The following is a 23,679-nucleotide window of genomic DNA, read 5'->3' as shown; positions in this document are numbered from 1 at the left end:
GTCCTGATCCTCGGCGCCTCCTTCGCAGGCCTCGCCGCCGCCACCGCCCTCGGCCGCAGTCTCCGCGACGTCCTCGTCGCCGCCGTCGGACCACGGCTCCGGCGCCTGCGCACCCGCCGCGACCGCACGCTCGCGTCCCTCGCGGCCGAGACCGGCATCTCGGCGAGCACCCTCTCGCGCCTCGAGAGCGGAGGCCGCCGCGCGACGCTGGAGCTGCTCCTCCCGATCGCCCGCGCCCTCGGGGCGCCGCTCGACGAGCTCGTCGGCGCCGCGCCGGAGGATCCCCGCGTGCACGGCCGGCCGGTGCGCCGGAACGGCATGCTCATCCAGCCGCTCAGCCGCGACGCGGGCGCGCTCCAGGCGTTCAAGCACACGCTCCCGGCCGGGCCGGTGACGGAGCCGGCGGAGCAGCGCGCGCACGAGGGCTTCGAGTGGCTCTACGTGCTGAGCGGGCGGCTCCGCCTGCGGCTCGGCGAGCACGATCTGGTGCTGCCGGCCGGCGAGGCCGCCGAGTTCGACACCCGGGTGCCGCACTGGTTCGGCCGCGCCGACGAGCAGCAGGTCGAGTTCCTCAGCCTCTTCGGCCGCCAGGGCGAGCGGATGCACGTGCGCGCGTCCACGCGCCGCTGAGCGCGGTCACGCCTCGCCGAGCACCTCGCGCGCGAAGCCCTCGGTGCGCGCCCGCAGAGTCGCGATCCGCTGCGCTCGCGCCGCCTCGAGGTCGAACCCGATGTAGGCCACCGACGGGCGCCGCCGCACATTCATCGAGCACTCGAAGCGGGAGCAGACGAGCGTGCCGAGCGAGTCCCCCGCCCGCCCGGCCGCTCCGGCCTTCCGCGCCCCGAAGAAGACGACGTCGTTCGGGAGCTGCACGTCGCGGCACCACGAGCACTGCGCCCGCGAGCGCGGCAGGGCGTCGGCCTGGGTGAGCAGGACCCCGACGAGGCGCTCCTCCAGCGGCACGACGACGTAGGCGCGGCGGCCCATCCTCCAATCGCGCCAGCCGAGATGGTCGATGACCGACCAGTCGAGCGCGTCGAAGTCCTTCGGCAGCGCGAGATCGGCGACCTCCTTGCGGGAGGCGTTGACGAAGGACTCGCGGATCTCGGTCTCGGTCAGTGGCTGCATAGCGCTTCCGAGCCTAGGCCGGGATCAGCCCAGGTGGGCGACGGCCTCCTTCGGAGCCTGAGCGAGGAACTCCTCCTTCTTCACCCGGATCATCGCGACGGCGACGACGGAGGCCACGACCAGCCCGATCGCGGCCGCGACGAAGACCGCGGAGTAGCCGTCGACGAAGGCGACCGGCGACTGCTGCTCACCCGCGACTCCCGCGTAGAGGGTCGTGAAGATCGACAGCCCGATCGAGCCGCCGATCTGCATGGCGGCGTTGGCGGTCGCTCCGGCGGCACCGGCGTCGTGGGCCGCGACTCCGGTGAGCGCGAGGTTCTGCAGCGGCACGAAGACCATCGCCATGCCGACGCCCAGGAGGATCAGCGCGGGCAGCACCTCGAGGAGGTAGCCGCCGTCGGGGGTGATGCGGCTCAGGTAGAGGAGCCCGGCCGCCGCGATCAGCGGGCCGACGATCATCAGCACGCGCGGGCCGGTGCGCGGCAGCAGCTTGGCGGCGACTCCCGCGACGATCATGATCGTCACCGTCATCGGCAGATTGGCCAGGCCCGCCTCGAGCGGCGGCAGGCCCAGGACCAGCTGCAGGTGCAGGGTCAGGTAGAGGGTGGAGCCGATCATCACGCTGCCGACGATCGCCTGGACCAGGAATGCTCCGCCGCGGACGCGGTCGGCGACGATGCGCAGCGGCAGCGACGGGTGGTCGGAGCGGGCCTGGATCCGCACGAAGAGGGCCAGCAGCAGCACGCCGACGAGGAGGAAGCCGAGGGTGTCGACGCGGAGCCAGCCCTGCTCGGCGAGGGTGAAGCCGTAGACGACGCTCGCGAGCCCGAGCGCGACGGTGATCGTCCCGGCGACGTCGAAGCGGTTGCGCCCCTCCGCGCGGCTCTCGGTGACGAGCAGCTGGCCGGCGATCGCGCCGACCACGACGACGGGGACGTTGACGAGGAGGCACCAGCGCCAGTCGGCGAACTCGGTGAGCAGCCCGCCCAGCACGAGGCCGACGGCGGCGCCCGCTCCGGCGACCGCTCCGAAGACGGCGAAGGCCGTGCCCCGCTCGCGGCCGGAGGGGAAGGAGACGGTGAGGAGGGCCAGAGCGGCCGGAGCGAGCAGCGCGGCGAAGGCGCCCTGCAGCCCGCGGGCGGCGATCAGCTCGGTGCCGGAGGTGGCGAGGCCGCCCCAGGCGGAGGCGGCGCCGAAGCCGATCATCCCGATCAGGTAGGTGCGCTTGCGGCCGGTGTAGTCGGCGATGCGGCCGCCCAGGAGCAGGAGCGCGCCGAACGCGAGGGCGTAGGCGGTGACGACCCACTGGCGCTCGACGTCGGTGAGGCCGAGGTCGGCCTGCGCGGCGGGGAGGGCGATCGTGACGATGGTGCCGTCGAGCACGACGACGAGCTGCGTGAGCGCGAGGATCACGAGCACCCACCAGCGGCGGGCGGAGGAGGGAGCGGACGGGGAGGGCATGGCGGCCTTTCACACGGAGCGGAGCGGGACCGGCGGGTCCGGATCCGAGCCGCGTCATCGGGGCCGAACCACCCCAACCAGTTGGTTGGGCGAAGAAGAGTGTATCGTTCGAGCGCCCGGAGGTGAACCATGGAGCCGACATCCGATGCGGCGCTGCCCGCACGCGAGCGGATCCTCCGCGCCGCCTCCGTCGAGTTCGCCGCCCACGGCTTCGCGGGCGCCCGGGTCGACCGTGTGGCCGCGGCCGCGGGTCTGAACAAGGAGCGGCTCTACGCCTACTACGGCGGCAAGCGCGGCCTGTTCGTCGCGACCGTCGTCGAGGCGCTCGGCGCTCTCGACGAGACGCTCCTCGCCGAGGCGGCGGACCTCCCCGACCTCGCGGGCCGCATGTTCGACCATGTGTGGGAGCACCCGGAGTTCCTGCGCCTGCTCACGTGGGCGCGCCTGGAGGGAGCCGGCGTCTGGGAGGAGGCCGGCGAGCAGCTCGGCGGGGTCCCCGCCCCCGAGGCCCGGGTCCTCGAGTGGCAGCGCACCGGCGTCGTCGACGCGAGCTGGTCCGCCGACGACCTCTTCATCGCCCTCCTCGGCCTCTGCGAGATCTGGCACCTCACCCCCTTCGCCTCCCGGGGCGGGGAGGAGACGCGCGACCGCCGCCGCGCCTTCGTCGTGCACGTCGCGCAGCTGGTGGGCGCACCGCGCTGAGGCCGACCCCTCCCCCGGCAACGGAAGCGACGTCGGCATCTCCGATCCGGACGCGGTGGACGGGGCGGCTCATCCCTCCGAGCCGGAACCCGACGGATCGGAGGAGACTGGGAGGTCCCGCGGATCCGGCTTCGGGACGACCCCTTCATCACCCGGAAGGACCGCGCCCGCCGCGCGCTGAGCCTCGTCCTCGAGGAGGAGTGATTCGAAATCGCCGGGCGCGCACGGCATCTCCGCCCCGATCATGTACATCTCCTCGACAGCGCCGGTGACGAAGCTCGCCCGGAGCACCGGTCCGCCCTGCCCGTAGACCGTCGGGCGCGGAGTCGAATCGGTCACTCTCACCGTCATCCCCAGCGACTCCCAGTAGTCCGCGACCCTCCTCGCATCCCCCTCGACATCGGTGCCCGCCGGGGCCCACCAGTCGTAGCTGTAGCTCGCACCGCTCACCCGGTCGCCGGGGCCGCACACATCGGGCCTGGCCGCGCCACTCCGCGGCCACCACCCCTCCACATCGAGCCGCCCCGCGGAGTCCCGCACGAACCCCACCACCCGGTCCCGACCCTCCCGAGGACTCATCGTGCTCACCGGTCTCGCCTCCTTCTCCGTTGCACATGCGGTCATCGACATCACCAGCAGAGCCGCGACCGTCAGCGTGACGCCCGTCCGCTGAGGAGAGCCTCTACCCGCCATGGGAGGCTCCCACGACCGCCTTCTGGAAGGCGGTCGGTCCGAGCGGCCGGTTCTCGGTCAGCCGGTCGAGTCGCCGGGAGACGGCCCACGCCGCGTTCTGCAGGGACTCGGTGTTCTTGTCGAGATACCCCGCGAGATCGCCGTCGTCACTCTTCAGTGCAGCGTGATCCGTCACGATCCTCCCGGCGTCGCCTCCGGTCTCCACACCGAAGACGCGCGCGCCGAAGTCCTCGTCAGCGGGATCCGTGTGGTGGTTCCAGCTTAAGGCGCGGCCCATCCACGCGGCCTCGTCGCCGCTCTCGGTCTCGCCGAGGTACTTGTCCCGCGCCTGCCCCGCGAAGACGGATTCCGCGTGCAGGTCGCTCGCCTCGTCGACGCTGTCCGGGAGGCCGGCCGAGCCCAGCGTCACGACGACCCCGAGCTCGACGTCCGAGCGCGAGGCGGCGACGGCCATGACGGTGCTGCCGTAGGAGTGTGCGACGACGTTCGGCTTCGGCAGGTCGTCGCCCCGGACCGCGGAGAGCCCCTGGACAGCCGAGGCGAGTGCGGCGCCGCCGGCGACCGCCTGGTTCGAGGTGAGGACGTCCATGCCGTTCCCGCCGAGCCGCGCCATCGGCGGGGTCTCGTAGCCGATCCAGGAGACGACGGCGCTGCCGGGCGGGAGGAGCGACTGCAGATTCTGCGACGCCTTCGTCCATCGGGTCATGCTCTCCGTCGTCTGTCCCATCCCGGGGACGGCGTAGGTGACGTTCGTGGCGGTGTCGGGATCGCCGATCGAGACGGCGGCGAGCGGAGGCTCGTCGGCGGTCAGGGAGATGAGGAAGCGCGGTTCCTGACCGAGACCGCGCCGGAGCGATGCCCGCACGTCCCTCAGCGCCACCAGCTGCGACTCCACCGCCGCGAGTCGCTCCCCGTCGCCCGCCTTCCCGCGCAGGCCCGCCGCCTCGCTCCTCAGCGCCACGATCCGCGCCCTCAGCGCCCTCTCGTTCGCCCTCACCCGGGCGCGGTAGGGAACACCCTCCAGATTCCCGATCACCCCGGGCAGACCGGCGACCAGCGCCTCCTGCTGCGGCGAGAAGCGCGCGCCGTCCGTGGAGTCGAGGCTCCGCCACCAGTCGTTCACGAGGGTCGGAGCCAGTCGCCCGAGGCGCGCCGCGAGGTCGGGCGACGCCGCCAGGAGTGTCGCGAGATCGTCGGACGAGAGCGCCGCGAGGGAGTCGAGCAGGCTCCGGCCGCCCCGGGGCCGCGCCAGGGTGCCGACGGCGTCGAGGACCGGAACGGAGAGCGCCGCTCCCCCCGCGGCGGTGAAGGCCAGGGAGATCTGCTCGACCCAGGTCGCGTCGGCCGCACCGATCGACAGCAGCTCGCGGAAGCCCCGGAGCACCGAGAAGGACTCGACCGGCGCCCACGAGCAGCGGTTGCCGAAGGCTCCCCAGGCGGCCATCAGATCCTGGAGCCGGGAGCGCATCGCCTCGTCCGCCTGCCGGGTCTGCGAGACGAATACGTCGAGGCGCTCGGGGTCGGCGGAGGTCGTGCCTCCCGCGGCGGGGCCGCCCGGGGACGTGCGGGGCACCGACCGGGGGGAGAACAGCGCACGGATCGGCGGAGGCACGACCGGCCGATCGGACGGCGGCCGGTCGACGACCTCTTCGACTCCCGCCGCGAGGGCCGCGACCGGATCGAGGCGGCGCTGCTGCTCGCGCTCGTCCGCCCGCCGCTCCCAGGCCGCGTACTCCTCCCGGCGCCGACGCTCCTCCTCGGCCTTCCGTGCCACGAGCCGAACCGTGTCGGCGAGCTCGTGCAGCTCGGCGCTCAGCCGACCGCGGTTCTCCCTGTCGCAGACGCAGACCCGGCGGAACAGCTCGGCGTACGCGCCGCGGAACTCGCCCAGCGCGTACTCGGCAGCGACGGACCTCAGCAGCCCCTGGGAGGCGAGCGCCTCCGCCGCCTCGTCCGAGGCGCGGACCAGCTCCGCCGCTGCTGCGTGGTCGAAAGAGAACAGGGTCATCGCCTCCTGAGTGAGAACATCTCAGGAAATGTAGAACGACCACGACGGCGTCGGCACCGGGTGGCGCGAGACGGCGCGCGGTCAGCGCGCCCGCGCCGCGTCCGGCGGCACGCAGAAGTGGCGCGGACCGCATCGGTCCGCGCCACTCGTTCAGATCACGCGGCTTACTCCGCCGCGGTCAGCCGCTCCAGATATCCCGCGAACGCGCGCAGGTCCTCCTCGGGCCAGGCGCTCAGCGCCTCCTGCATCCGCTGCCGCTGACGGCCGCCGAGGTCGCGCATCCGCTCGCATCCGGCCGAGCTGAGCGAGAGGAACCGCGCTCGGCCGTCGGCGGGATCGGAGGTCATCTCGACCAGGCCCAGCTCGGCGAGCTGGCGGGCCTGGCGGCTGATCGCGCTGCGGTCGACCCCGAGCCGCTCCGCCGCGGCTCCGGAGTGGACCGGACCGCAGCGCTCGAGGATCCGCAGCAGCCGCAGTCCGAAGGGCGGCAGCGCCGGGTCGATCGACGCCGCCGCGTCCCGGACGGCGAGGCGCACCTGGACGGCGAGCACGGTGATCTGCTCCTCGACCTCGTGCAGCGCCTCGGCCGAGGGCGCGGCGGCGGGCATCAGGAGCGCTCGATCACGTCGACCGAGCCGGTGGGAGCAGCGTGCCGGGCGTGCCCGACCGGCTCCTCCTGCCGCTCCTCGTCGGCGTGGCGGCCGTGTCCGGCGGGAGTGGCCTCGCGACCCTCCCGGGCGTGCGTCGCGTCGTCCGTCCGCCGGGCCTGGCCGACGGGGCGGAGCGCCGCCTGGCCGTCCGAGGCGGCGATGAGGGCGTCCTCCGCGGCCTGCAGCGGAGTGGTCGGCTCCGCCTTGAGCTGCACCGCGTTCTTCGAGCCGAGGCTCACGTTGGGCAGGAGGACGACGGCGATCAGCGTGACCACGGCGAGCGGGATGCTGTAGAGGAACACGTCGCCGACGCCGATCCCGTAGGCGCTCTCGACCACGACGCGCACGGCGTCGGGCAGGGTCGCCGGCTGCGGGATCGTGCCGCTGCCCAGCGCCTGCGCGGCGAGAGCCTGGTCGGCGGGAGCGAGACCCGCGATGCCGGTCTTGATGCGGTCGGCGATCACGGTGCCGAGCATCGAGCCCAGGACCGAGACTCCGACGGTGCCGCCGAGGCTGCGGAAGAACGTGACCGCGCTGGTCGCGACGCCGAGGTTCTTCACCTCGATCGAGTTCTGCACCACCAGGACGAGGTTCTGCATCAGCATGCCCAGGCCGGCGCCGAGGACGGCCATGTAGATCCCGACGAGGACCAGGTCCGTGTCGTAGCGGAGGGTGCTGAGGAGGGAGGTTCCGATCACGGCGAGCACGCCGCCGCTGATCATGATCGCCTTCCACTTGCCGGTGCGGGAGATGATCCCGCCGAAGATCGTCGACGCGATCAGCAGGCCGGCCATCATCGGGATGGTGAGCAGGCCCGACTGGGTCGGCGTGGCTCCGCGGGCCAGCTGCATGTACTGCGCGAGGAAGACGGCGACGCCGAACATCGAGACGCCGACCGAGATGCTCGCCACGACGGCGAGGCTGAAGGTGCGGTTCTTGAACATCCCCATCGGGATGATCGGCTCGGCCACGGTGAGCTCGGTGATCACGGCGGCGATCAGCAGCACGACGGCACCGCCGACCATGACCGCGGTCTCCCACGAGGCCCAGTCGAAGTTCTTGCCGGCGAGGGAGACCCAGATCAGCAGGAGCGAGACTCCGCCCGCGATGAGCACAGCGCCGAGGTAGTCGATCCGCACCTTGCGCTTCGGGTGCGCGGGGAGGCGGAGGGTCATCTGGAGGAGGACGATCGCGACGATCGCGACGGGCATCGCGATGAAGAAGTTCCAGCGCCAGCCGAACGCGTCGGTCACGACGCCGCCCAGGAGCGGGCCGCCGACGGTGCCGATCGCCATCACGCCGCCGAAGAGGCCGGCGTACTTGCCGCGCTCACGGGGGCTGATGATGTCGGCCATGATGATCTGGCTCAGCGCGGCGAGTCCGCCGGCGCCCAGGCCCTGGAACACGCGGAAGACGATCAGCATGTTCGTGTCCTGCGAGAAGCCGGCCAGGGCGGAGCCGATGACGAACAGCCCGAGGGCGAGCTGGATCAGCAGCTTGCGGTTGAACAGGTCGGCGAACTTGCCCCAGAGCGGGGTGGAGACCGTGGTCGCGAGCAGGGTCGCGGTGACGACCCAGGTGTAGGCGTTCTGGTCGCCCTTGAGGTCGGAGATGATCCGGGGCAGCGAGGTCGACACGACCGTGCCCGCGAGGATCGAGACGAACATGCCCAGCAGCAGGCCGCTGAGCGATTCGAGCACCTGGCGGTGCGACATGGCGCCGTCCGGCCCGGCGGGGGCGTGCGGCGCGGTGGTTCCGCGCGATGCGGCGCGGTGTTCAGGGTGTAACATGGGCTCCTCTTCAGCACGGCGGCGGTTCTAGTTGACTGCGATCAACTATTGACCGAGAGCAACTATATAGCCGGGCGTCACGAATCTCCAGTGGCACTCTGCTGCCGTCCAGGCGCCGCTCCGGCCGCGCCTATCCTCGGAGCATGGACAACATCGATCGGAAGATCCTCGATCTGCTGCGCCAGAACTCCCGCGCGGGCTACGGCGACATCGGCGGCGTGGTCGGGCTCTCCGCCTCCGCGGTGAAGCGCCGCGTCGACCGCCTCGTGGCCGACGGCGTGATCCGCGGCTTCACGATCAAGGTCGACCCCGCGGTCGACGGCATGGCCACCGAGGCCTACGTCGAGCTCTTCTGCCGCGGCACCGTCGCTCCGGACGAGCTCCGCCGCATCCTCTCCGCGGTCCCCGAGGTCGTCGACGCGGGCACGGTCACCGGCTCCGCCGACGCGATCGTCCACATCCGCTCGCGCGACATCCCCAGCCTCGAGCTCGCCCTCGAGAAGGTCCGCATCGCGCCCAACGTCGACCACACGCGCTCCGCGATCGTCCTCTCCCGCCTCATCCAGCGCAGCGAGGCCTGACGGATCGCGCCACCTCCTCGACGCGCGTCGCGACCGCCTGGTACTCCATACCTGTATGGTGAATCCAGGAGGGCGAGCATGAGCGACAGGGAACAGGCCGGTACGGCGGCACGACGCAGACGGCGCATCTGGCTGATGCTGCCGGCTCTGTTCGTCGGCGTCCTGGCCGGGCACCTCGTCGCGACCGCGGTGGGCGCCGAGGATCCGTGGGACGTCGTGGTCACCGCCGCCGTCGCGGCAGCGGTGGCGTCCGTCGTCCTCGCCCTCGTCGACCGGCGGCGCTGAGCCCTCCCTCCTGGATCGGAATCCGAGGGAGGGAACGACGATGGAACGACAGAGGACGAGCACGGCACTGGTCGCGGCGGCGGCCGCTCTGCTGGCGGTGCCGCTGTTCACAGAGCAGGCCGCGCACGCCGAGCCGGCGAGGCAGGAGACGAGCAGCCGGGTGCACCTCGAGGCACGGGGCGGATCGGCGTCGACGGTGACCTTCGACGTCACCGACGACACGCGGATCGTCGAGCTGGCGGGCGGCGGGGTCGGCTTCACGGACGGCGCCGAGACGTCCGACGCACTCCCGGAGAGGATCGACGTCGGACGCGGCCGCACCGTGTCGGGCCACTGGTCGATCGACGACTCCGACACGCTCACCTTCCACTTCGCCCCGGACTCGGCGTCCCGCTCGGCGGTGGGCGGCCTGCACCTGAACAGCGACTGGAGCTCGCCCGAGTGGGGCCACTGCGTCGCCGGGAGCGGCGTCAGCGGTGCCGCGACCGGCGGGGTGATCGGCGCGATCTCCGGTCCCGGCGCGATCGCCTCCGCGACCGGCGGGCTGCTCGCGGGGATCATCGGCGGAGCAATCACCTGCTGAGCGCCGCCTCCTGAACGACCCGGATCAGGCGGGCGCGTCCGCTGCGGTGTGGACGCGCTCGCCGCCGATCCAGGTGCCCAGCACCCGGGTGTCCCCGATCGCCCGGGGGTCGCCGGCGAAGGGGTCCCGGTCCAGCAGGGCGAAGTCCGCCGCGAGTCCCACGGCGATCGAGCCCGACTCGCCCTCCAGGCCGTTCACCCACGCCGAGCCGGCCGTGGAGGCGGAGAGGGCGGTGGCGAGGTCGAGGCGCTGCTCCGGGAGGAACACCTCCTCGCTCCACCCCGGCTCGCGCTCGGAGGGCGCCGAGAGCCGGTGCACCGCGACGTGGATCGCGGCGAGCGGGTCGGGCGTCGACACCGGCCAGTCGCTCCCCGCGGCGAGCACCGCGCCCGAGCGGAGCAGGTCGCCGAACGGGTACTGCCACGAGCCGCGCCGCTCACCGAGGAACGGCAGCGTCAACTCCACCATCTGCGGCTCCAGCGAGGCCCACAGCATCTGCAGGTTGGCCGCGACGTCGAGCGCACGGAAGCGCGGCAGGTCGTCCGGATGCACGACCTGCAGGTGGGCGAGGTGGTGGCGGTTGCCGCGGCGCCCGTTCGCCTGGATCGCCCGCTCGACCGCGTCCAGGCACTCGCGTACGGCACGATCGCCGATCGCGTGGAAGTGCACCTGGAACCCGGCCGCGTCCAGGAGCGGCACGGCCTCGTTCAGGAGGCGCGGGTCGACCATCGAGAGGCCGTCGCCGTGACCATGGCCGCCGTGCCCGTCGAGGTAGGGCTCGAGCATCGCCGCCGTGAAGTTCTCGGCGACCCCGTCCTGCATGATCTTGACGGTCGTCGGCGCGAAGCGGTCGGCGGCGAGCGCCGCGCGCCGCTCGACGAGCTCCGGGATCTGCTCGATGCCGCGGCCCCGGTCCCACCACAGCGCACCGCGGACGCGCCCGGTCAGCTCGCCGTTCAGCGCCGCGCGGCGGTACACCGGACCGGGGTCGCCCACATCGCCGTAGGAGCCGATGATCGCGTCCTGCCACGCCGTCACTCCGAACGAGTGCAGGGTCTCCTGCCCGAGGAGTAGCGCGCGGTGGAGCTCGTCCGCGCTCGCGGGCGGGAGGTGGCGGCGGACCGCGTCCATCGCCCCCTCGTGCAGGGTGCCGGAGGGGGTGCCGTCGGCCAGGCGCTCGATGCGGCCGTCGGCGGGGTCCGGCGTCGTGCGGTCGATCCCCGCGAGGCGCAGTGCGGCGGAGTTGACCCAGGCGCCGTGCCCGTCGGCGTTGGTGAGGAAGGCGGGCCGGTCAGGGACGACCGTGTCGAGCTCGCGGGCGGTCGGGGTGCCTCCGGGGAAGTCGGGCAGGTTCCAGCCGCCGCCGAGGATCCACTCCGCTCCGCTCTCCCGAGCCGCGTACCCGGCGACCGTCGCCAGGTGCTCGGCGGGCGACCCTCCCGCTCCGAGCCAGCAGCGCAGCAGCGCGGCGCCGCCCCAGACCGGGTGCACGTGGGCGTCCTGGAAGCCGGGGACGAGCATCCGGCCCTCGAGGTCGACCACCTCGGTGCGCGGCCCGATCAGGTCGGAGGCGTCGGCGCCGACCGCGACGATCCGCCCTCCGACGACAGCGACGCCGTGCGCTCGGGAGCGCACGGCGTCGGCGGTGAAGACGGCGCCGCCGGTCAGGACGAGATCGGCGGCGCGCACGGGTTCAGAAGCCCGCGGGAGCGAAGGCCTGCGTCATCTGGGAGAACAGCGACACCGTCCAGCCGATCGCGATGAGGAACGACACGACCACGACGCCGAGGAAGACCCAGAGCGGGAGGAGGCCGCCGCCGGTCACGCGCTTCACGACCACGCTTCGGCCGATCACGTAGACGTAGGGAGCGGCGAGGAAGGCCCACGCCCAGTGGAACGGACGCTGCAGGCCGGCTCGCTTCAGCTGGCGCCAGTCGAGGAAGGCGAAGACGACCTCCGCCGCGTAGATCAGGAAGCCGACGACCTGGAGCACGCCGAGGCCGACGAGGTAGGCCGTCGACATCCCCATCGAGGAGCTCGGCCCGTAGGTCGAGGCCATCGACGAGTCGACGATCGCGCTCGGCGGGAGGAGGAAGATCGACAGCGCCGAGAGCAGCGGCAGGAGGACCACCACCCAGATCCACGGGGTGGACGTGACGATGCTCGTGTCGCGCTGCTGCACGGGTGCTCCGGGAGCCGTGGAGTAGGCCGGGTACTGCGGCTGCTGCTGGTTGTAGGGCTGCTGCTGCTGCTGGCCGTACTGCTGGGGAGCCTGCTGGCCGTAGCCCTGCTGCGGCTGCTGCGGCTGCTGCTGGCCGGCGCCCTGCTGGCCGTAGCCCTGCCCGTAGCCCTGCTGCCCGTAGCCCTGCTGCCCGTAGCCCTGCTGGCCGTAGCTCTGCTGCGGGTCGGCGGACGACGGCTGCTGCGGATACCGACCCGAGGCCGACTGCCCGTAGCTCGTCGCCGCCCCGCTCGACGTCTCCCCGTAGGCGGGACGCTCGGCGGGCGGCGCGGGCGGAGTCGGTGCGGTCGGCGGAACGGGAGTCACGGCGGCCTGCGCCGACCCGCTCCCGGCCGGGGCGGTGGGAGTGGCCGCCGGCGCGTCGCGGAGCGACTCCGTCCAGCCGGTCCCGTCCCACCAGCGCTGACGGGACGAGCCCGCCGGGTCCGGGTACCACCCGGCGCGGGGTCCGGAGGCCTCGCCGCCCGTGCTCGCGCCCTGGTCCGTGCCGGTTCCGTTGTCGTCCGTCATGGCGTCCTCCACTCCCCTCCGGGCGTCTGCCCGCGATCTCGGACCACCGTAGCGCCGCGACACGATGCGTGGCCTGAGGGCGGGCTGATCGCGCGCTGTCCGAGCGCTGTCCGCACCGGCAGGCACCGGAGGCCGCCGACCGCCAGGATGGACGCATGCCCCACCTCCTCCGAGCCCGCGCCGCCCTCTTCGACATGGACGGGACGCTCGTCGACTCGACGGCCGTCGTGGAGACCATCTGGGGTGCCTTCGCCGAGCGCTTCGCTCTCGACCACGACGCGGTGCTCGGCGCCGTTCACGGTGTCCGCGCCGCCGACAGCGTCCGCCGCTTCGCTCCGGCCGGCAGCGACGTCGACGCGATCGTCGCGGAGCTCGACGCGTACGAGCTCGAGCACACCGAGGGCACCGTCGAGATCCCCGGCGCGACGGCGTTCCTCGCCTCACTCCCCCGCGAGCGCGTCGCCCTGGTCACGTCCGCGAGCCCGGCGCTGGCGGCCGCACGTCTGGCTGCGGCGGGCGTCCCCTCCCCCGACACCGTCGTCACCGCGCACGACGTCGCGAACGGCAAGCCCGCTCCCGACGGCTACCTCGCCGCCGCGGCCCTGCTCGGCGTCTCCCCCGAGGAAGCGCTGGTGTTCGAGGACGCCGAGGCCGGCATCCGGGCGGGTCTGGACGCGGGCATGCGCGTGATCGTCGTCGGGAGCCACGAGAGTGCGAGCACCCGGGGGCTGCCCCGGATCGCGCACTACTCCGACGCGCGCGCCGCGCTCGAGGGCGACGAGCTCGTCGTCACCCTCGGCGGGCCTCAGTAGCGGATCGCGTCGATCACCTTCACCCGCACGGCGACGATCGCCGGCACCAGGCCCGCGAGCGCGCCGACGAGGGTCGCCGCCCCGAGCCCGAGCAGCGCCGCCTCGGCCGGGAAAGGCGGGATGTCGGCGATCCCGTTGTCCTGCACGAAGGCCACCGTCCACGGGTTGGTGACGAGGATGACCGCGACCGTCACGCCGACCACTCCCGCGACGACGGTCGCCACGACGCTCTCCATCATGATCGAGAAGAAGATGCGGCCGGAGGAGGCGCCGAAGCTGCGTCGGATGCCGATCTCGCGGATCCGCTGCCGGACGGTGACCAGGGCGATGTTGAGCAGTCCGAGCGCGCCGAGCGCCAGCACCAGGCCCGCCACGCCGCCGATCACCCAGGTCAGCACGCCGAAGGGGTCGGAGTCGTAGACCAGGTAGTCCTGCCGGTCGACCGACACCTCGAAGTCGGATCCCAGGGCGCCGGCCACGTCGCGCTCCACCGCCGCGGCGAGGGGCTCGGCCAGGTCGAGCGGCACCCACATCTCGTAGTTCGGCACGCCCTGCCCGCCGTACTGCGGGTCGGCGTCGCGGGCGACCGCCGGGTAGGCGTCCGCGAGCATCATCATCGACGGATCCGTCTCGAACTGCGAGGAGGGAGTCACGCCGACCACCACGCCCGTGACGTCGCGCTCGGAGCCGAGCAGGGTGACCACCGGGTGGGTGCGCAGATCCGGGCTCCCGATCCGCTCCCAGAAGCGCTCGTTGACGACGAGGGCGGGAGCGAGGCGCTGGGAGTCGCGGGCGGTGAACCAGGAGCCGTCCACGATCTTCAGCCGGTGCATCTCGGCGAAGGGCTGGTCCACCGCCTGCACCGCGACGTCGACGGCGCCGTCGGCGAACTGGACGCGCGCGCTGCCGTAGGTCGAGCGGCTCGCGTAGGTGATGGAGTACCGCTCGAGCGCACCGGTCCACGCGGCCTGGAGTGCGTCGGCATCCACCTCGGAGGTGCCGGTACCGGAGGGGTAGGCGGAGAGGAAGAGGCTCGCCGGGCGCCCGCTGGAGCGCTCGGCCTGCTCGATGCTGGCCTGGCGGGCGATGCCGCCGGCCGCGACGACCGCGGTCAGGGCGGCGACGGCCACCGCGACTCCGATCAGCGAGAGGAGCACGCGTCCGCGGTGGATCCGCAGCTCGGTCCACGCCTCGACGATCGCGCCGGCGATCCCGACGAGCGCGCGCATCAGAGGACCGCCGCCTCGGCGACGGGGCCCGCATCCGCGGTCGAGCCCAGGCGGCCGTGGTCGAGCCGGTAGTGGCGCTCGGCCCGCGCCGCGATGGCCGGGTCGTGGGTGATGGTGACCAGCGCGGAGCCGGACTCGCGGGCGATCTCGTCGAGCAGGCCCATCACGCTCTCGCCGGTGTCGGTGTCGAGGGCGCCCGTCGGCTCGTCGGCGAGGATCAGCCGCGGTCGGCGCACCAGGGCGCGGGCGATCGCGATCCGCTGCTGCTCGCCGCCGGACATGCGCCCGGGCATCGAGTCCACGCGGTGCCCGAGGCCGACCCGCTCCAGCATCTCGGCCGCGAGGTCGCGGCGGCGCCAGAACTCCGATCCGGTCGCGTAGAGCAGCGGCGTCATCACGTTCTCGCGGGCGGTCCGCCCCTCCAGCAGGTTGAACTGCTGGAAGATGAAGCCGATGCTGCCGCCGCGGATGCGCGCGCGGGCCCGCGAGGACAGGGTCTCGGTGGGAGCGCCCTCGAGCAGCATCCGCCCCTCGGTGGGCTCGTCGATGAGTCCGAGGATGTTGAGCAGCGTCGACTTGCCGGAGCCGCTGCGCCCCACGACCGAGACGTGGTCGCCCTCGCCCACCTCGAGATCGACGCCGTCGAGGATCGTCAGCGGCGGTGCGTCGGGCAGCGGGACGACCTTGCGGATCCCCTCGAGCCGGAGGATCGTCACGAGCAGAAGACCGAGCCGTCGGGCTGCGCGATGCAGTCGCCGCCCAGCTGGGCGTCGGGAGCAGCCTCCTCCGCGCCCGGCACGAACTGCAGGAGCTCGGCGCCCTCCTCCACTCCGCCGGTGATCTCGACGGAGCTGCCGTCGGTGAGTCCCAGCGTCACCGGGACCTCCTCGGTGCTGCCGTCGTCCGCCCGGCGGAACACGACGCCGGACTGGGCGGTGCCCTCGACCGCGGTGGTCGGCACGACGAGGACGTCCTCCGCCTTTCCTCCCGCGAGCGTCACCGAGGCGGCGAGCCCGGGGAACACGGTGACCTCCGTCGGCACCTGGCAGGTGAAGCTCGTGCCGGAGCCGCCGGTGGAGGTCCCGCCGCCGCCGTCCGTCGCGCCGCCGGTCGTGCCGCCCTCGCCGGCTCCGGCGAGAGGGGTGCTGATGGTGAGGTCGGTGCAGGTGAAGCCCGCGGGCCCGCCGGTGATCGCGACCTGCGCCTCCGTCGGCCGGTTCTGGATGCGGTAGAGCTGCTGCGCGTCGATCGTGCCGGTGACGGCGTAGCTCGGCGGCGCGACCTGTCCGGTCACCTCGCCGACCGTGACGGCCTGGTCGTGGATGACGCCGAGGGCGCTGAGGGTGCCGCCGGTCGCGGCGTAGACCCGCTCGAAGCGCACGGAGGGCTCCTGCTGGGTGAGGGTGACGGCGCCGTCCGGGCCGGTCGTCTCGACCGGGTCGCGCGGAGTCTCGACGCGGATGTCGTAGATGAGATCGCCCGACGCGACGGCCGCGCCCTGCTGCACGTAGACGTCGTCGACCGTTCCGGCCGCCGTCGCCTTCAGCGGCACGGCGGGGTCGGCGGCGACGGTGCCCTGGAGGGTGAGGTCGTTGGTGACCGTGCCGCGGGCGACCGTGACGGTCGGCTCGGTGATCTCACCGGTCGGCTGCGTCGGATCGGCCTCGGCCGCGCCGTCCGGGAAGAACGCGATCTTCACCAGGGCGATGCTCGCCGCTCCGATGATGACCATCCATACGATCGGGAACACCCAACGCCGAACCGCACCCATCAAGTCCCCCGACTCCGCTTCCAGGGCGCTCCGCCGTGGGGCGCCGGAGGCAGCCTATCCGGCGGGGAGGTCGCGTCACGGACCGTGGCGCGCCCGTCAGCCGGCGAGCGCCGCGACGATCGAGGCGACGCGGCGCGCCCTCGTCTCGGCGGCCTTCGCGCCCTCGACAGACGTGACGTGGGCCTTCCGCGCGCTGGGCGAGAGCGCGGCGAAGCGCTCCGCAGCGCCCGCCGAGGCCAGCGCGGACGCCAGGTCCTCCGGCACGACGACCTCGCGCGGCGCGGTGTCGAGCTCGATCACGACGTCGATCGCGTCACCGCCGGCGAGCTGCGTCTCGCGGCGCTTCTCGGCCGAGAACGGGATGAGCACGCGTCCGCCCATCGCTCCGACCGTGCTGGTGAAGCGGTAGCCGTTCACCGTCACCGCGACGGCGGGACGCTTGCCGCCGCCGAGTGCCTCGAGGACCTCGGGCGGCACCTCGATGCCGGTGTTGTTGCCGATCTGGAAGAGCGTCGCGGTGAACTGCACGAGGCGATGATGGCACGGACTCCCGCGTGTCGCGCGGCCGATCGCCGTACGGACGCGGAGGGCCGTCGACTCGATCCTCGTCGACCTTCCGTTCACGGATCCGGAGCGCTCGAGGGCGTTCTCCCCGGCGCTCGGCCGGACCCTGGATCTCCTTTTCAGCCCTGAATCCTCTGTTCAGCGGCGACGCCGCCTGCTCCGTCGCCTCCGAGCCCGTGTCCGCGATGCTCCTCCCGCACCCCTCCTTCTCGACCTCCAGATCGAAGGAGATCGTCGACGCGCGCTCCCAGGTGCAGGGCCTCTTCGCGGTGAGCGTCGGCAGCCGGGAGGAGGTCGGCGAGGTGCTCGGGAACGGGTAGGCCTCCGGCGGCGCCGAGCCGGTCGCGGTGCAGGGCCTCGGCTCCATGTGGGCGCGCGGCCTCGAGGACCCTGACGGGCACGTCCGGGAGTCCCTGTACACGGATCCGGCCGCGGCCGAGGCCGGTCCGCCCCGGGAGCGAGGGGTCGGTGCGCTCAGCAGGAGCGGGTGTCGGGGTCTCCGAGCGAGGAGCGCACGGCGTCGACCGTCATCCTGCCCTCGGGGTCGAGCCGGGCGAGCATGCGCGACATGATGTCGGCCAGCTGCGGGATCTGCTCGGCGTCGAGCGGATCGATGACGTCGGCCAGCACGGTCGCGACGTGACCGGGCGCCGTGTCGACGATCTTCTGGAGGCCGGCGTCGGTGAGCACCGCGTTCGTGGCGCGGCCGTCGGAGGCGCAGGGGCGGCGCTCGAGGTAGCCGCGGGCGACGAGGCGGGTCACCACGTGCGAGAGCCGGGGCAGGGTCGCGTTGGTGCGGGCGGCGAGCGTGGTCATCCGGAGGGCGCGGTCGGGCGCCTCGGACAGCATCGCCAGCGTCAGGTACTCGAAGTGCGTGAGCCCCGCGTCGCGCTGCAGCTGCGTGTCGAGGGCGCCCGGCAGCAGTTCCACGACCGCGATGAAGCGCAGCCAGGCGTCGAGCTGATCGGGCGTCAGCCAGCGTGTCTCGGGCGCACTCATCCCCCCACCCTACCCACTACTTGCCGCGACAAGTAAGTCCCCCCGCGCCTCGTCGAGCCGCGTCCCGGGGCTCCGTCGGGAGGCCGACCCGCGCCAGCCTGATCTCACCATCCCCGCGAGCACCGCCCCCGAGGCGAACCAGCGATCCGCGTACCAGCGGATCGCTGCAGCCGTACGCACCCCGCCCTGCAGAACGCACCCCGTCGAGAAGCCGACCGCGCCACACACGATCCACACCATCCCCGCGAGCACCGCCCCCGAGGCGAACCAGCGATCCGCGTACCAGCGGATCGCTGTAGCCGAACGCCCCCCGCTCCTCAGAACGCACCCCGTCGAGAAGCCGACCGCGCCACGCCCGTCAGGGACGGGCGTGGAATCGACTACAGCACGTCGTCGCTCAGATCGATCGGGTTGCCGAAGCGGTGGTTCGTGATCGAGATCGCCTGCTCGCGGAGGAAGGGCAGCAGTTCGACGCGGCCGGCGGGGGTGACCGGGTCGGCGTAGACGGCGGTGTCGAGGGCGCCGCCGAGGGCTTCGGCGAGGGCGGTCGCGAGGGGGACGCGGGATCCGTCGGCGCGGGTGAGCGGGACCGGCTTGCCCGTGCTGCCGCGGGTCATGCCGGCGACGACGTCGGTGAAGGAGCCGGTCGAGTCGGACGATCGGCGGACGACGGCCTGCTGTCCGTGCGTCGGGCTGCCGGGGGCCTGCGGGCCCGCATAGCCGTCGACGCGGTCGGAGACGATGTCGCCGATGATGCGGATGCGCGGCGCCGTGATGCGGCCGGCCGCGGCGCGCTCGAGCCACTGGGCGTCGGTCTCGACGACGATGCGCGGGACGAGGCCCGCCATCTCGGCGAGCTCGTCGCCGCCGAGCATCTCCTTTACCCGCGGCGGGAGCGGGAGGGACGTGGAGATGTCCATCCGGGAGCGGGTCAGCAGGCCGGCGGCGATGACGCGGAGGAGCTCTCCGAGGTCGCCGCCGTCGGCCAGGCGCAGCGCGATCGGCACGCGGAGGTAGCGGAACAGGTTCCGCTCGACGCCGACCTTCGAGATGTCGGTGACGACGCCGAACTCGGTCGCCCAGGCGAGCTGGTCGGAGAGGGCGGAGCGGCGGAGCAGGTCGAACTGCTCGAACCGGAGCGAGGACTGGGCCGCCTCGATGAACTGGCGCGCGCGGTCGTCGAGGCCGCGCAGGTGCAGCGTCGAGGAGGAGCGCGCGGGCGAGGGCTTCCAGGAGCCGAGGCCGATGAGGTGGTTGGGTCCGCCCGCCTTCGCGCCGCCGCCGACGGACGAGCGCTTCCAGCCGCCGAAGGGCTGGCGCCGGACGATGGCTCCGGTGATGCCCCGGTTGACGTAGAGGTTGCCCGCCTCGACCGAGTCGATCCAGAGGGCGAGCTCGTCGGCGTGCAGGGAGTGGAGCCCGGCCGTGAGCCCGTACTCGGTGCCGTTCTGCATCCGGACGGCGTCCTCGAGGGTCGCCGCGTGCATGATCCCGAGCACCGGGCCGAAGAACTCGGTGAGGTGGACGTAGCTGTCCTCGGTGACGCCCTCGCGGATCCCGGGCGACCAGAGCGTGCCGCTCTCGTCGAGCCGCTGCGGCTCGACGAGCCACGACTCGCCTCCGCCCAGCGTGGTGAGCGCGTGCAGGAGCTTGCCGGTGGGCTCCTCGATGAGCGGCCCCATCACCGCCGACGGGTCGTCGGGCCGGCCGACGCGGAGCGACGTGACGGCGTCGACCAGCTGGGCGCGGAAGCGCTTGGAGCGGGCGACCGAGCCGACCAGGATCACCAGGGAGGCGGCGGAGCACTTCTGGCCGGCGTGCCCGAAGGCGCTGCGGACGATGTCGGCGACGGCGAGGTCGTAGTCGGCGTGGGGAGTGACGATGATCGCGTTCTTGCCGCTGGTCTCGGCCTGCAGTGCGAGGCCGGGCCGCCAGGAGCGGAAGAGGCGGGCGGTCTCGTAGGAGCCGGTGAGCAGCACGCGGTCCACGAGGGGGTCGGTGATCAGCGCCCGTCCCAGCTCCTCCTCGTCGAGGTCGACCAGGGCGAGGAGCTCCTGCGGGACGCCCGCGTCCCAGAGCGCCTCGACGAGCACAGCCGCCGAGCGGCGGGCCTGGGGCGCCGGCTTCACCACGACTCCGGAGCCGGCGGCGAGCGCCGCGAGGATCGATCCGGCCGGGATGGCGACCGGGAAGTTCCACGGCGGAGCGACGACGGTGACCCGCGCGGGGACGAAGGTGGCCCCGGTGACGGCGTCGAGCTCGCGGGCGCGGGTGGCGTAGTAGTGGGCGAAGTCGATGGCCTCGGAGACCTCGGGGTCGGCCTCGGCGATCGTCTTGCCGGTCTCGGAGGCCATCACCTCGATCAGGCGGTCGCGGTTCGCGGCGAGGACGAGGCCGGCGCGGTCGAGCACGGCCGCTCGGTCGTAGCCCAGGCGCTCGCCCCAGCGCTCCGCGCGGCGGGACACCGCGCGCAGCACCTCCTGGAGCTCCGCCTCGGTGCTCACGCGCGCGGCGTCGGCCGTGCCCGCTCCGATGGTCGAGCCGGCGATGCGCTCGGTGATCAGGCGCGCCCAGCGGCGGTTGCCGGGGAGGGCGGGGTCGGTGTCGGGCTCGTTGTGGAAGCCCGCGGTCGCGGCGGCGGCACCGGAGCCGCGGCTGAGGCCGAGGACGGCCTGCGTCAGGCCCGCGGCGGCCGGGTCCTGCGCCCGCTCGCCGGCGCGGGCGTGCTCCTGCACGAGGCGGCGGCCGGAGCCGGAGGACCACTCCCGCAGGCGGTCCTGCGTGCGGTTCGGCGGCGGGACGGAGTCGTCGAGGGCCTCGAGCGAGGCGCGGAAGCGGCCGAGCTCCCGCTGCAGCACCTCCTCGTCGTCGAGGCGGAACGCGGCCGAGAGGAAGTTCTCGGGGCTGCTGTTCTCCTCGAGCCGGCGGATGAGGTACGAGATGGCCACGTCGAACTCGTGCGGGTGCACGACGGGCGTGTAGAGGAGGAGGCGTCCCACGTCCTCGCGGACGGCGCGCGCCTGCCCGGTCGCCATCCCGAGCAGCATCTCGATCTCGACCGCGCCGGTCACCCCGCGCTCGGTCGCCGTGAGCCACGCCCAGGCGAGGTCGAAGAGGTTGTGCCCGGCGACGCCCACGCGCACCGCGTCGACGCGCTCCGGCCGCAGTGCCCGGTCGAGCAGGCGCTTGTAGTTCGTGTCGGCCTCCACCTTGCTGCCGACCGTCGCGAGCGGCCAGTCGTGCAGGGCCGCGTCGACCCGCTCCATCGCGAGGTTCGCGCCCTTCACGACGCGCACCTTGATCGGGGCTCCGCCGCGGGCCCGGCGCTCCTGCGCCCACCCGGTCAGCTCGTCGAGCACGCGGACGGAGTCGGGCAGGTAGGCCTGCAGGACGATGCCCGCCTCGAGGTCGAGCATGCCCGGCTGCTCGAGGAGGCGCCGGAACACGGCGACCGTCAGGTCGAGGTCGCGGTACTCCTCCATGTCGAGGTTGATGAAGGTGGGGTCGGCTCCGGACGCGGCGGCCTGGTAGAGCGGGGTGAGACGCTCCACGACGCGGTCGACCTCCTCCTCGAAGGCCCACATCGACAGCTGGCTGACGACGCTCGAGACCTTGACGCTGACGTAGTCGACGTCCGGCCGCTCGAGCAGGCGGAGGGTCCCCTCGAGGCGGCGGCGGGCCTCGCGCTCGCCGAGCACGGCCTCGCCGAGGAGGTTGAGGTTGAGCCGGTCGCCGCCCTCGCGCAGCGCGGCGACGGCCGCACCGAGACGCGCCTCCGAGGCGTCGACCACGAGGTGCCCGACGAGGCGGCGGAGGACCCGGCGGGCCGCGGGCACGACCACCCAGGGCAGCACGGGGCCGACGGCGCCGCCGGTGCTGATCGCGGCGCGCAGGTAGGAGGGGAGGAAGGCGGGCGTCTTCGCGGTGAGCGCCGCGAGGTTCTCGGCCGCGACCGAGAGGTCCTCGGGCCGGGCGACGCCGTCGACGAACCCGACGGTGAAGTCGAGTCCGTTCGGGTCCTGGAGCACGCCCGCGAGCCGCTGGGCGGCGGGCTCGACCGGGAACTCGCCGCTGCGCGCGATCCAGCGGCGGACCAGGGACTCGACGCGCTCGATCATCTGGCGGTCGTCGACCTCGGGCTCGGCGGCGGCGGGCGCGGCGAGCTCCGACTCCGACGCGGCGTCGGGCCCGCGCAGGACCTCGTCCTCAGCGTCGCGCACGACCTCGTCCTCTGCATCGGGCTCGCTCACGGCCTCGTCCTGAGCGTCGCGCACGACCTCGTCCTCGTCCTGAACACCGGGCTCGCGCAGGTCCTCGTCCTCAGCGTCGGACTCCTGCTCGTCCTGAGGCTCAGCCACGTCCTCAGCGTCGGACTCCTGGTCGTCCTGAGGCTCGGCCACGTTCTCGGACGCGGACTCCGGCGCCGGCACGACCTCGGCCCCGCTCACGGAGTCGCGCGCCTCACCGGCCTCGACCTCGTCGTCCGACCCCGTGCCGCCCTCCGGCGTCCGACCACCGATCGTCGCGTCGACCCCGCTCCGCACGGCCGCCTCGTCGGGCTCGCGCTCCGGGTCGCTGCCGGGCACACCTGGGGTCGTCGACTGCTGCATCCTCCGAGGCTAAGCCCGACCCGCCGCGCGAACGCGGCGTGACGCGGTGGTCGCGCCGACTCGCCCGCGAGCCGCCCCTGTGGAGGAGCGGATCAGTGCCGGCGGTGGTCCTGGATGGTCATCCGCGGGCCGTGCCGCGGCTTCCTCGCTCCGCTGCAGCCGATCAGCCGGATGATCCGCTGCCGGTGCCCGCGCCACGGCTCGAGGAGCTCGAGCATGCCGTCGTCGTCGACCCCGAGCCGACCCGTGAGCGCGAAGCCGACGGCCGCGGCCAGGTGGTAGTCGCCCACGCTGACCGCGTCCGGATCGCCGTGGGCGCGCATCATCACCTCGGACGCCGTCCACGGCCCGATCCCCGGCACCGACTGCAGCCGGCGGGCGACCTCGTCGCCGCCCCGCCCGAGCGCGAGGGTCCGCTCGAGGCCGGAGGCGACGAGCGCGGCGGTGAGGACGGTCCGCGAGCGCCGCGGATCCACTCCCGCGCGGTGCCAGTCCCACGAGGGCACGCGCCGCCACTGCTGCGCGCTCGGAGCCACGTGCAGAGCGACCGGCCCCGGGGCGGGCTCCCCGTGGAGGCGCACCAGCACCCGGTAGGCGCGCCACGCCTCCGTGCTCGTGACCTTCTGCTCGAGGACCGACGGCGCGAGCATCTCGAACACCAGGTTCGCGCGCGTGAGGCGCAGGCCCGACGAGCGGCGGAGCACCTCGGCGAGCGGCGCGTGGGCCGACAGGTCGAGCCCGCTCCAGTCGTCGCCGTGGCCGAGGAGCTCGGGGACCGCGTCGATCAGCCACTCCGCTCCCCCGCCCCAGGCGCGCGCGTGGACCGCGCCGTCCACCGCCTGCCGCAGATGCAGGGTGCCCGGGCCGAGCGGCGTGCGGAACGCCCGCCAGAAGCCGGACGCGTCGAGGAGCATGGTCGGGTCGCCCGAGCCCCGCAGCAGCGTGCGGAGGGTGAGCGCGAGGCTCACCGGCTCCGCCGGCGCGTAGACCGTCGCCCAGGCGGGCTCCGGAGCAGGGGCGGGGATCGACACGCAGTGATGGTAACCGGCGGCTCCGACACC

22 protein-coding genes are annotated in these 23,679 nt (G+C 73.4%); 7 read left to right on the top strand and 15 right to left on the bottom strand.

The genetic code is table 11. The annotated features are described in order from the left end of the window. Window positions 1-6 precede the first annotated feature (6 nt). Window positions 7-630, top strand: a complete 624-nt coding sequence (locus C5C37_RS08810; RefSeq protein ID WP_104251267.1) for a helix-turn-helix domain-containing protein — start codon at window positions 7-9, stop codon at window positions 628-630. Between the two features lie 6 nt (window positions 631-636). On the opposite strand, the gene C5C37_RS08805 is transcribed toward C5C37_RS08810, so the two are convergent. Then, window positions 637-1,128: an FBP domain-containing protein gene (locus tag C5C37_RS08805; RefSeq protein ID WP_104338806.1), complete on the bottom strand. Its 492-nt coding sequence runs from the start codon at window positions 1,126-1,128 to the stop codon at window positions 637-639. A gap of 24 nt (window positions 1,129-1,152) precedes the next feature. Continuing rightward, window positions 1,153-2,589 (bottom strand): MFS transporter, encoded by a 1,437-nt coding sequence (locus C5C37_RS08800; protein WP_104246903.1) that lies wholly within the window; start codon window positions 2,587-2,589, stop codon window positions 1,153-1,155. Window positions 2,590-2,718: 129 nt separating this feature from the next. On the opposite strand from C5C37_RS08800, the gene C5C37_RS08795 reads away from it, so the two are divergent. After that, a complete protein-coding gene (locus C5C37_RS08795) occupies window positions 2,719-3,291 on the top strand; it encodes a TetR family transcriptional regulator (protein WP_104222850.1) in 573 nt (190 codons plus the stop codon). A 69-nt stretch (window positions 3,292-3,360) separates the two neighbouring features. On the opposite strand, the gene C5C37_RS08790 is transcribed toward C5C37_RS08795, so the two are convergent. The 4 genes from C5C37_RS08790 to C5C37_RS08775 form a co-directional block, all read right to left on the bottom strand. Beyond that, window positions 3,361-3,879 (bottom strand): hypothetical protein, encoded by a 519-nt coding sequence (locus tag C5C37_RS08790; RefSeq protein ID WP_146085207.1) that lies wholly within the window; start codon window positions 3,877-3,879, stop codon window positions 3,361-3,363. 94 nt (window positions 3,880-3,973) lie between these two features. Continuing rightward, window positions 3,974-5,992 carry an alpha/beta hydrolase gene (locus C5C37_RS08785; protein ID WP_104338804.1) on the bottom strand — a complete coding sequence of 673 codons (2,019 nt, stop codon included), beginning with the start codon at window positions 5,990-5,992 and terminating at the stop codon, window positions 3,974-3,976. Window positions 5,993-6,156: 164 nt separating this feature from the next. Continuing rightward, a complete protein-coding gene (locus tag C5C37_RS08780) occupies window positions 6,157-6,600 on the bottom strand; it encodes a MarR family winged helix-turn-helix transcriptional regulator (protein WP_104237641.1) in 444 nt (147 codons plus the stop codon). After that, complete coding sequence (locus tag C5C37_RS08775) at window positions 6,600-8,357, bottom strand: MDR family MFS transporter (protein WP_104237640.1); 1,758 nt, start codon at window positions 8,355-8,357, stop codon at window positions 6,600-6,602. The genes C5C37_RS08780 and C5C37_RS08775 overlap by 1 nt, the downstream gene beginning before the upstream one ends. Before the next feature lie 218 nt (window positions 8,358-8,575). On the opposite strand from C5C37_RS08775, the gene C5C37_RS08770 reads away from it, so the two are divergent. The 3 genes from C5C37_RS08770 to C5C37_RS08765 all read left to right on the top strand — a co-directional run bounded on the left by C5C37_RS08770 (window position 8,576) and on the right by C5C37_RS08765 (window position 9,881). Beyond that, on the top strand, window positions 8,576-9,013 hold the full coding sequence (locus tag C5C37_RS08770) for an Lrp/AsnC family transcriptional regulator (protein WP_104222855.1): 438 nt from the start codon (window positions 8,576-8,578) through the stop codon (window positions 9,011-9,013). 78 nt (window positions 9,014-9,091) lie between these two features. Next, complete coding sequence (locus C5C37_RS17130) at window positions 9,092-9,298, top strand: hypothetical protein (RefSeq protein ID WP_146076614.1); 207 nt, start codon at window positions 9,092-9,094, stop codon at window positions 9,296-9,298. Window positions 9,299-9,338: 40 nt separating this feature from the next. Beyond that, on the top strand, window positions 9,339-9,881 hold the full coding sequence (locus C5C37_RS08765) for a hypothetical protein (protein ID WP_104262745.1): 543 nt from the start codon (window positions 9,339-9,341) through the stop codon (window positions 9,879-9,881). Between the two features lie 24 nt (window positions 9,882-9,905). On the opposite strand, the gene C5C37_RS08760 is transcribed toward C5C37_RS08765, so the two are convergent. Both C5C37_RS08760 and C5C37_RS08755 read right to left on the bottom strand, forming a co-directional pair. Next, window positions 9,906-11,570, bottom strand: a complete 1,665-nt coding sequence (locus C5C37_RS08760) for an amidohydrolase (RefSeq protein ID WP_104338803.1) — start codon at window positions 11,568-11,570, stop codon at window positions 9,906-9,908. A 4-nt stretch (window positions 11,571-11,574) separates the two neighbouring features. Further along, complete coding sequence (locus C5C37_RS08755) at window positions 11,575-12,633, bottom strand: DUF2510 domain-containing protein (protein ID WP_146085206.1); 1,059 nt, start codon at window positions 12,631-12,633, stop codon at window positions 11,575-11,577. A 155-nt stretch (window positions 12,634-12,788) separates the two neighbouring features. On the opposite strand from C5C37_RS08755, the gene C5C37_RS08750 reads away from it, so the two are divergent. Beyond that, the gene (locus tag C5C37_RS08750) at window positions 12,789-13,445 is read left to right on the top strand and encodes an HAD-IA family hydrolase (RefSeq protein WP_104233104.1); all 657 of its coding nucleotides are present in this window, start codon (window positions 12,789-12,791) and stop codon (window positions 13,443-13,445) included. Here the strand turns inward: C5C37_RS08750 and C5C37_RS08745 are convergent. The 4 genes from C5C37_RS08745 to C5C37_RS08730 form a co-directional block, all read right to left on the bottom strand. After that, window positions 13,439-14,674, bottom strand: coding sequence for an ABC transporter permease (locus tag C5C37_RS08745; protein ID WP_104260405.1), 1,236 nt, complete (start codon window positions 14,672-14,674; stop codon window positions 13,439-13,441). The two genes, C5C37_RS08750 and C5C37_RS08745, sit on opposite strands and share 7 nt — an antisense overlap. Continuing rightward, complete coding sequence (locus tag C5C37_RS08740) at window positions 14,674-15,390, bottom strand: ABC transporter ATP-binding protein (RefSeq protein ID WP_104222861.1); 717 nt, start codon at window positions 15,388-15,390, stop codon at window positions 14,674-14,676. The genes C5C37_RS08745 and C5C37_RS08740 overlap by 1 nt, the downstream gene beginning before the upstream one ends. Next, window positions 15,387-16,406: an efflux RND transporter periplasmic adaptor subunit gene (locus C5C37_RS08735; protein WP_104338802.1), complete on the bottom strand. Its 1,020-nt coding sequence runs from the start codon at window positions 16,404-16,406 to the stop codon at window positions 15,387-15,389. Before C5C37_RS08735 ends, C5C37_RS08740 begins: the two co-directional genes overlap by 4 nt. A 135-nt stretch (window positions 16,407-16,541) precedes the next feature. Next, window positions 16,542-16,973 carry a YdeI/OmpD-associated family protein gene (locus C5C37_RS08730; RefSeq protein WP_104338801.1) on the bottom strand — a complete coding sequence of 144 codons (432 nt, stop codon included), beginning with the start codon at window positions 16,971-16,973 and terminating at the stop codon, window positions 16,542-16,544. Window positions 16,974-17,185: 212 nt separating this feature from the next. Here C5C37_RS08730 and C5C37_RS17475 point away from each other — a divergent pair, with 212 nt between their 5' ends. Continuing rightward, window positions 17,186-17,329 (top strand): hypothetical protein, encoded by a 144-nt coding sequence (locus C5C37_RS17475; protein ID WP_181127392.1) that lies wholly within the window; start codon window positions 17,186-17,188, stop codon window positions 17,327-17,329. A gap of 154 nt (window positions 17,330-17,483) precedes the next feature. Here C5C37_RS17475 and C5C37_RS08725 read toward each other — a convergent pair whose 3' ends face one another. The 3 genes from C5C37_RS08725 to C5C37_RS08705 all read right to left on the bottom strand — a co-directional run bounded on the left by C5C37_RS08725 (window position 17,484) and on the right by C5C37_RS08705 (window position 23,649). Further along, window positions 17,484-18,008 (bottom strand): MarR family winged helix-turn-helix transcriptional regulator, encoded by a 525-nt coding sequence (locus C5C37_RS08725; RefSeq protein ID WP_104233099.1) that lies wholly within the window; start codon window positions 18,006-18,008, stop codon window positions 17,484-17,486. Between the two features lie 380 nt (window positions 18,009-18,388). Further along, a complete protein-coding gene (locus C5C37_RS08715; RefSeq protein ID WP_104338811.1) occupies window positions 18,389-22,126 on the bottom strand; it encodes a proline dehydrogenase family protein in 3,738 nt (1,245 codons plus the stop codon). Between the two features lie 584 nt (window positions 22,127-22,710). Then, complete coding sequence (locus C5C37_RS08705; protein WP_258064157.1) at window positions 22,711-23,649, bottom strand: DNA-3-methyladenine glycosylase; 939 nt, start codon at window positions 23,647-23,649, stop codon at window positions 22,711-22,713. Between the last annotated feature and the right edge of the window lie 30 nt (window positions 23,650-23,679).

It is taken from the genome of Rathayibacter sp. AY1F9 (assembly GCF_002932155.1).
GTDB lineage: Bacteria > Actinomycetota > Actinomycetes > Actinomycetales > Microbacteriaceae > Rathayibacter.
The sequence above is the reverse complement of the archived record's forward strand: the minus strand, read 5'-3'. Positions and strand labels throughout refer to the sequence as shown.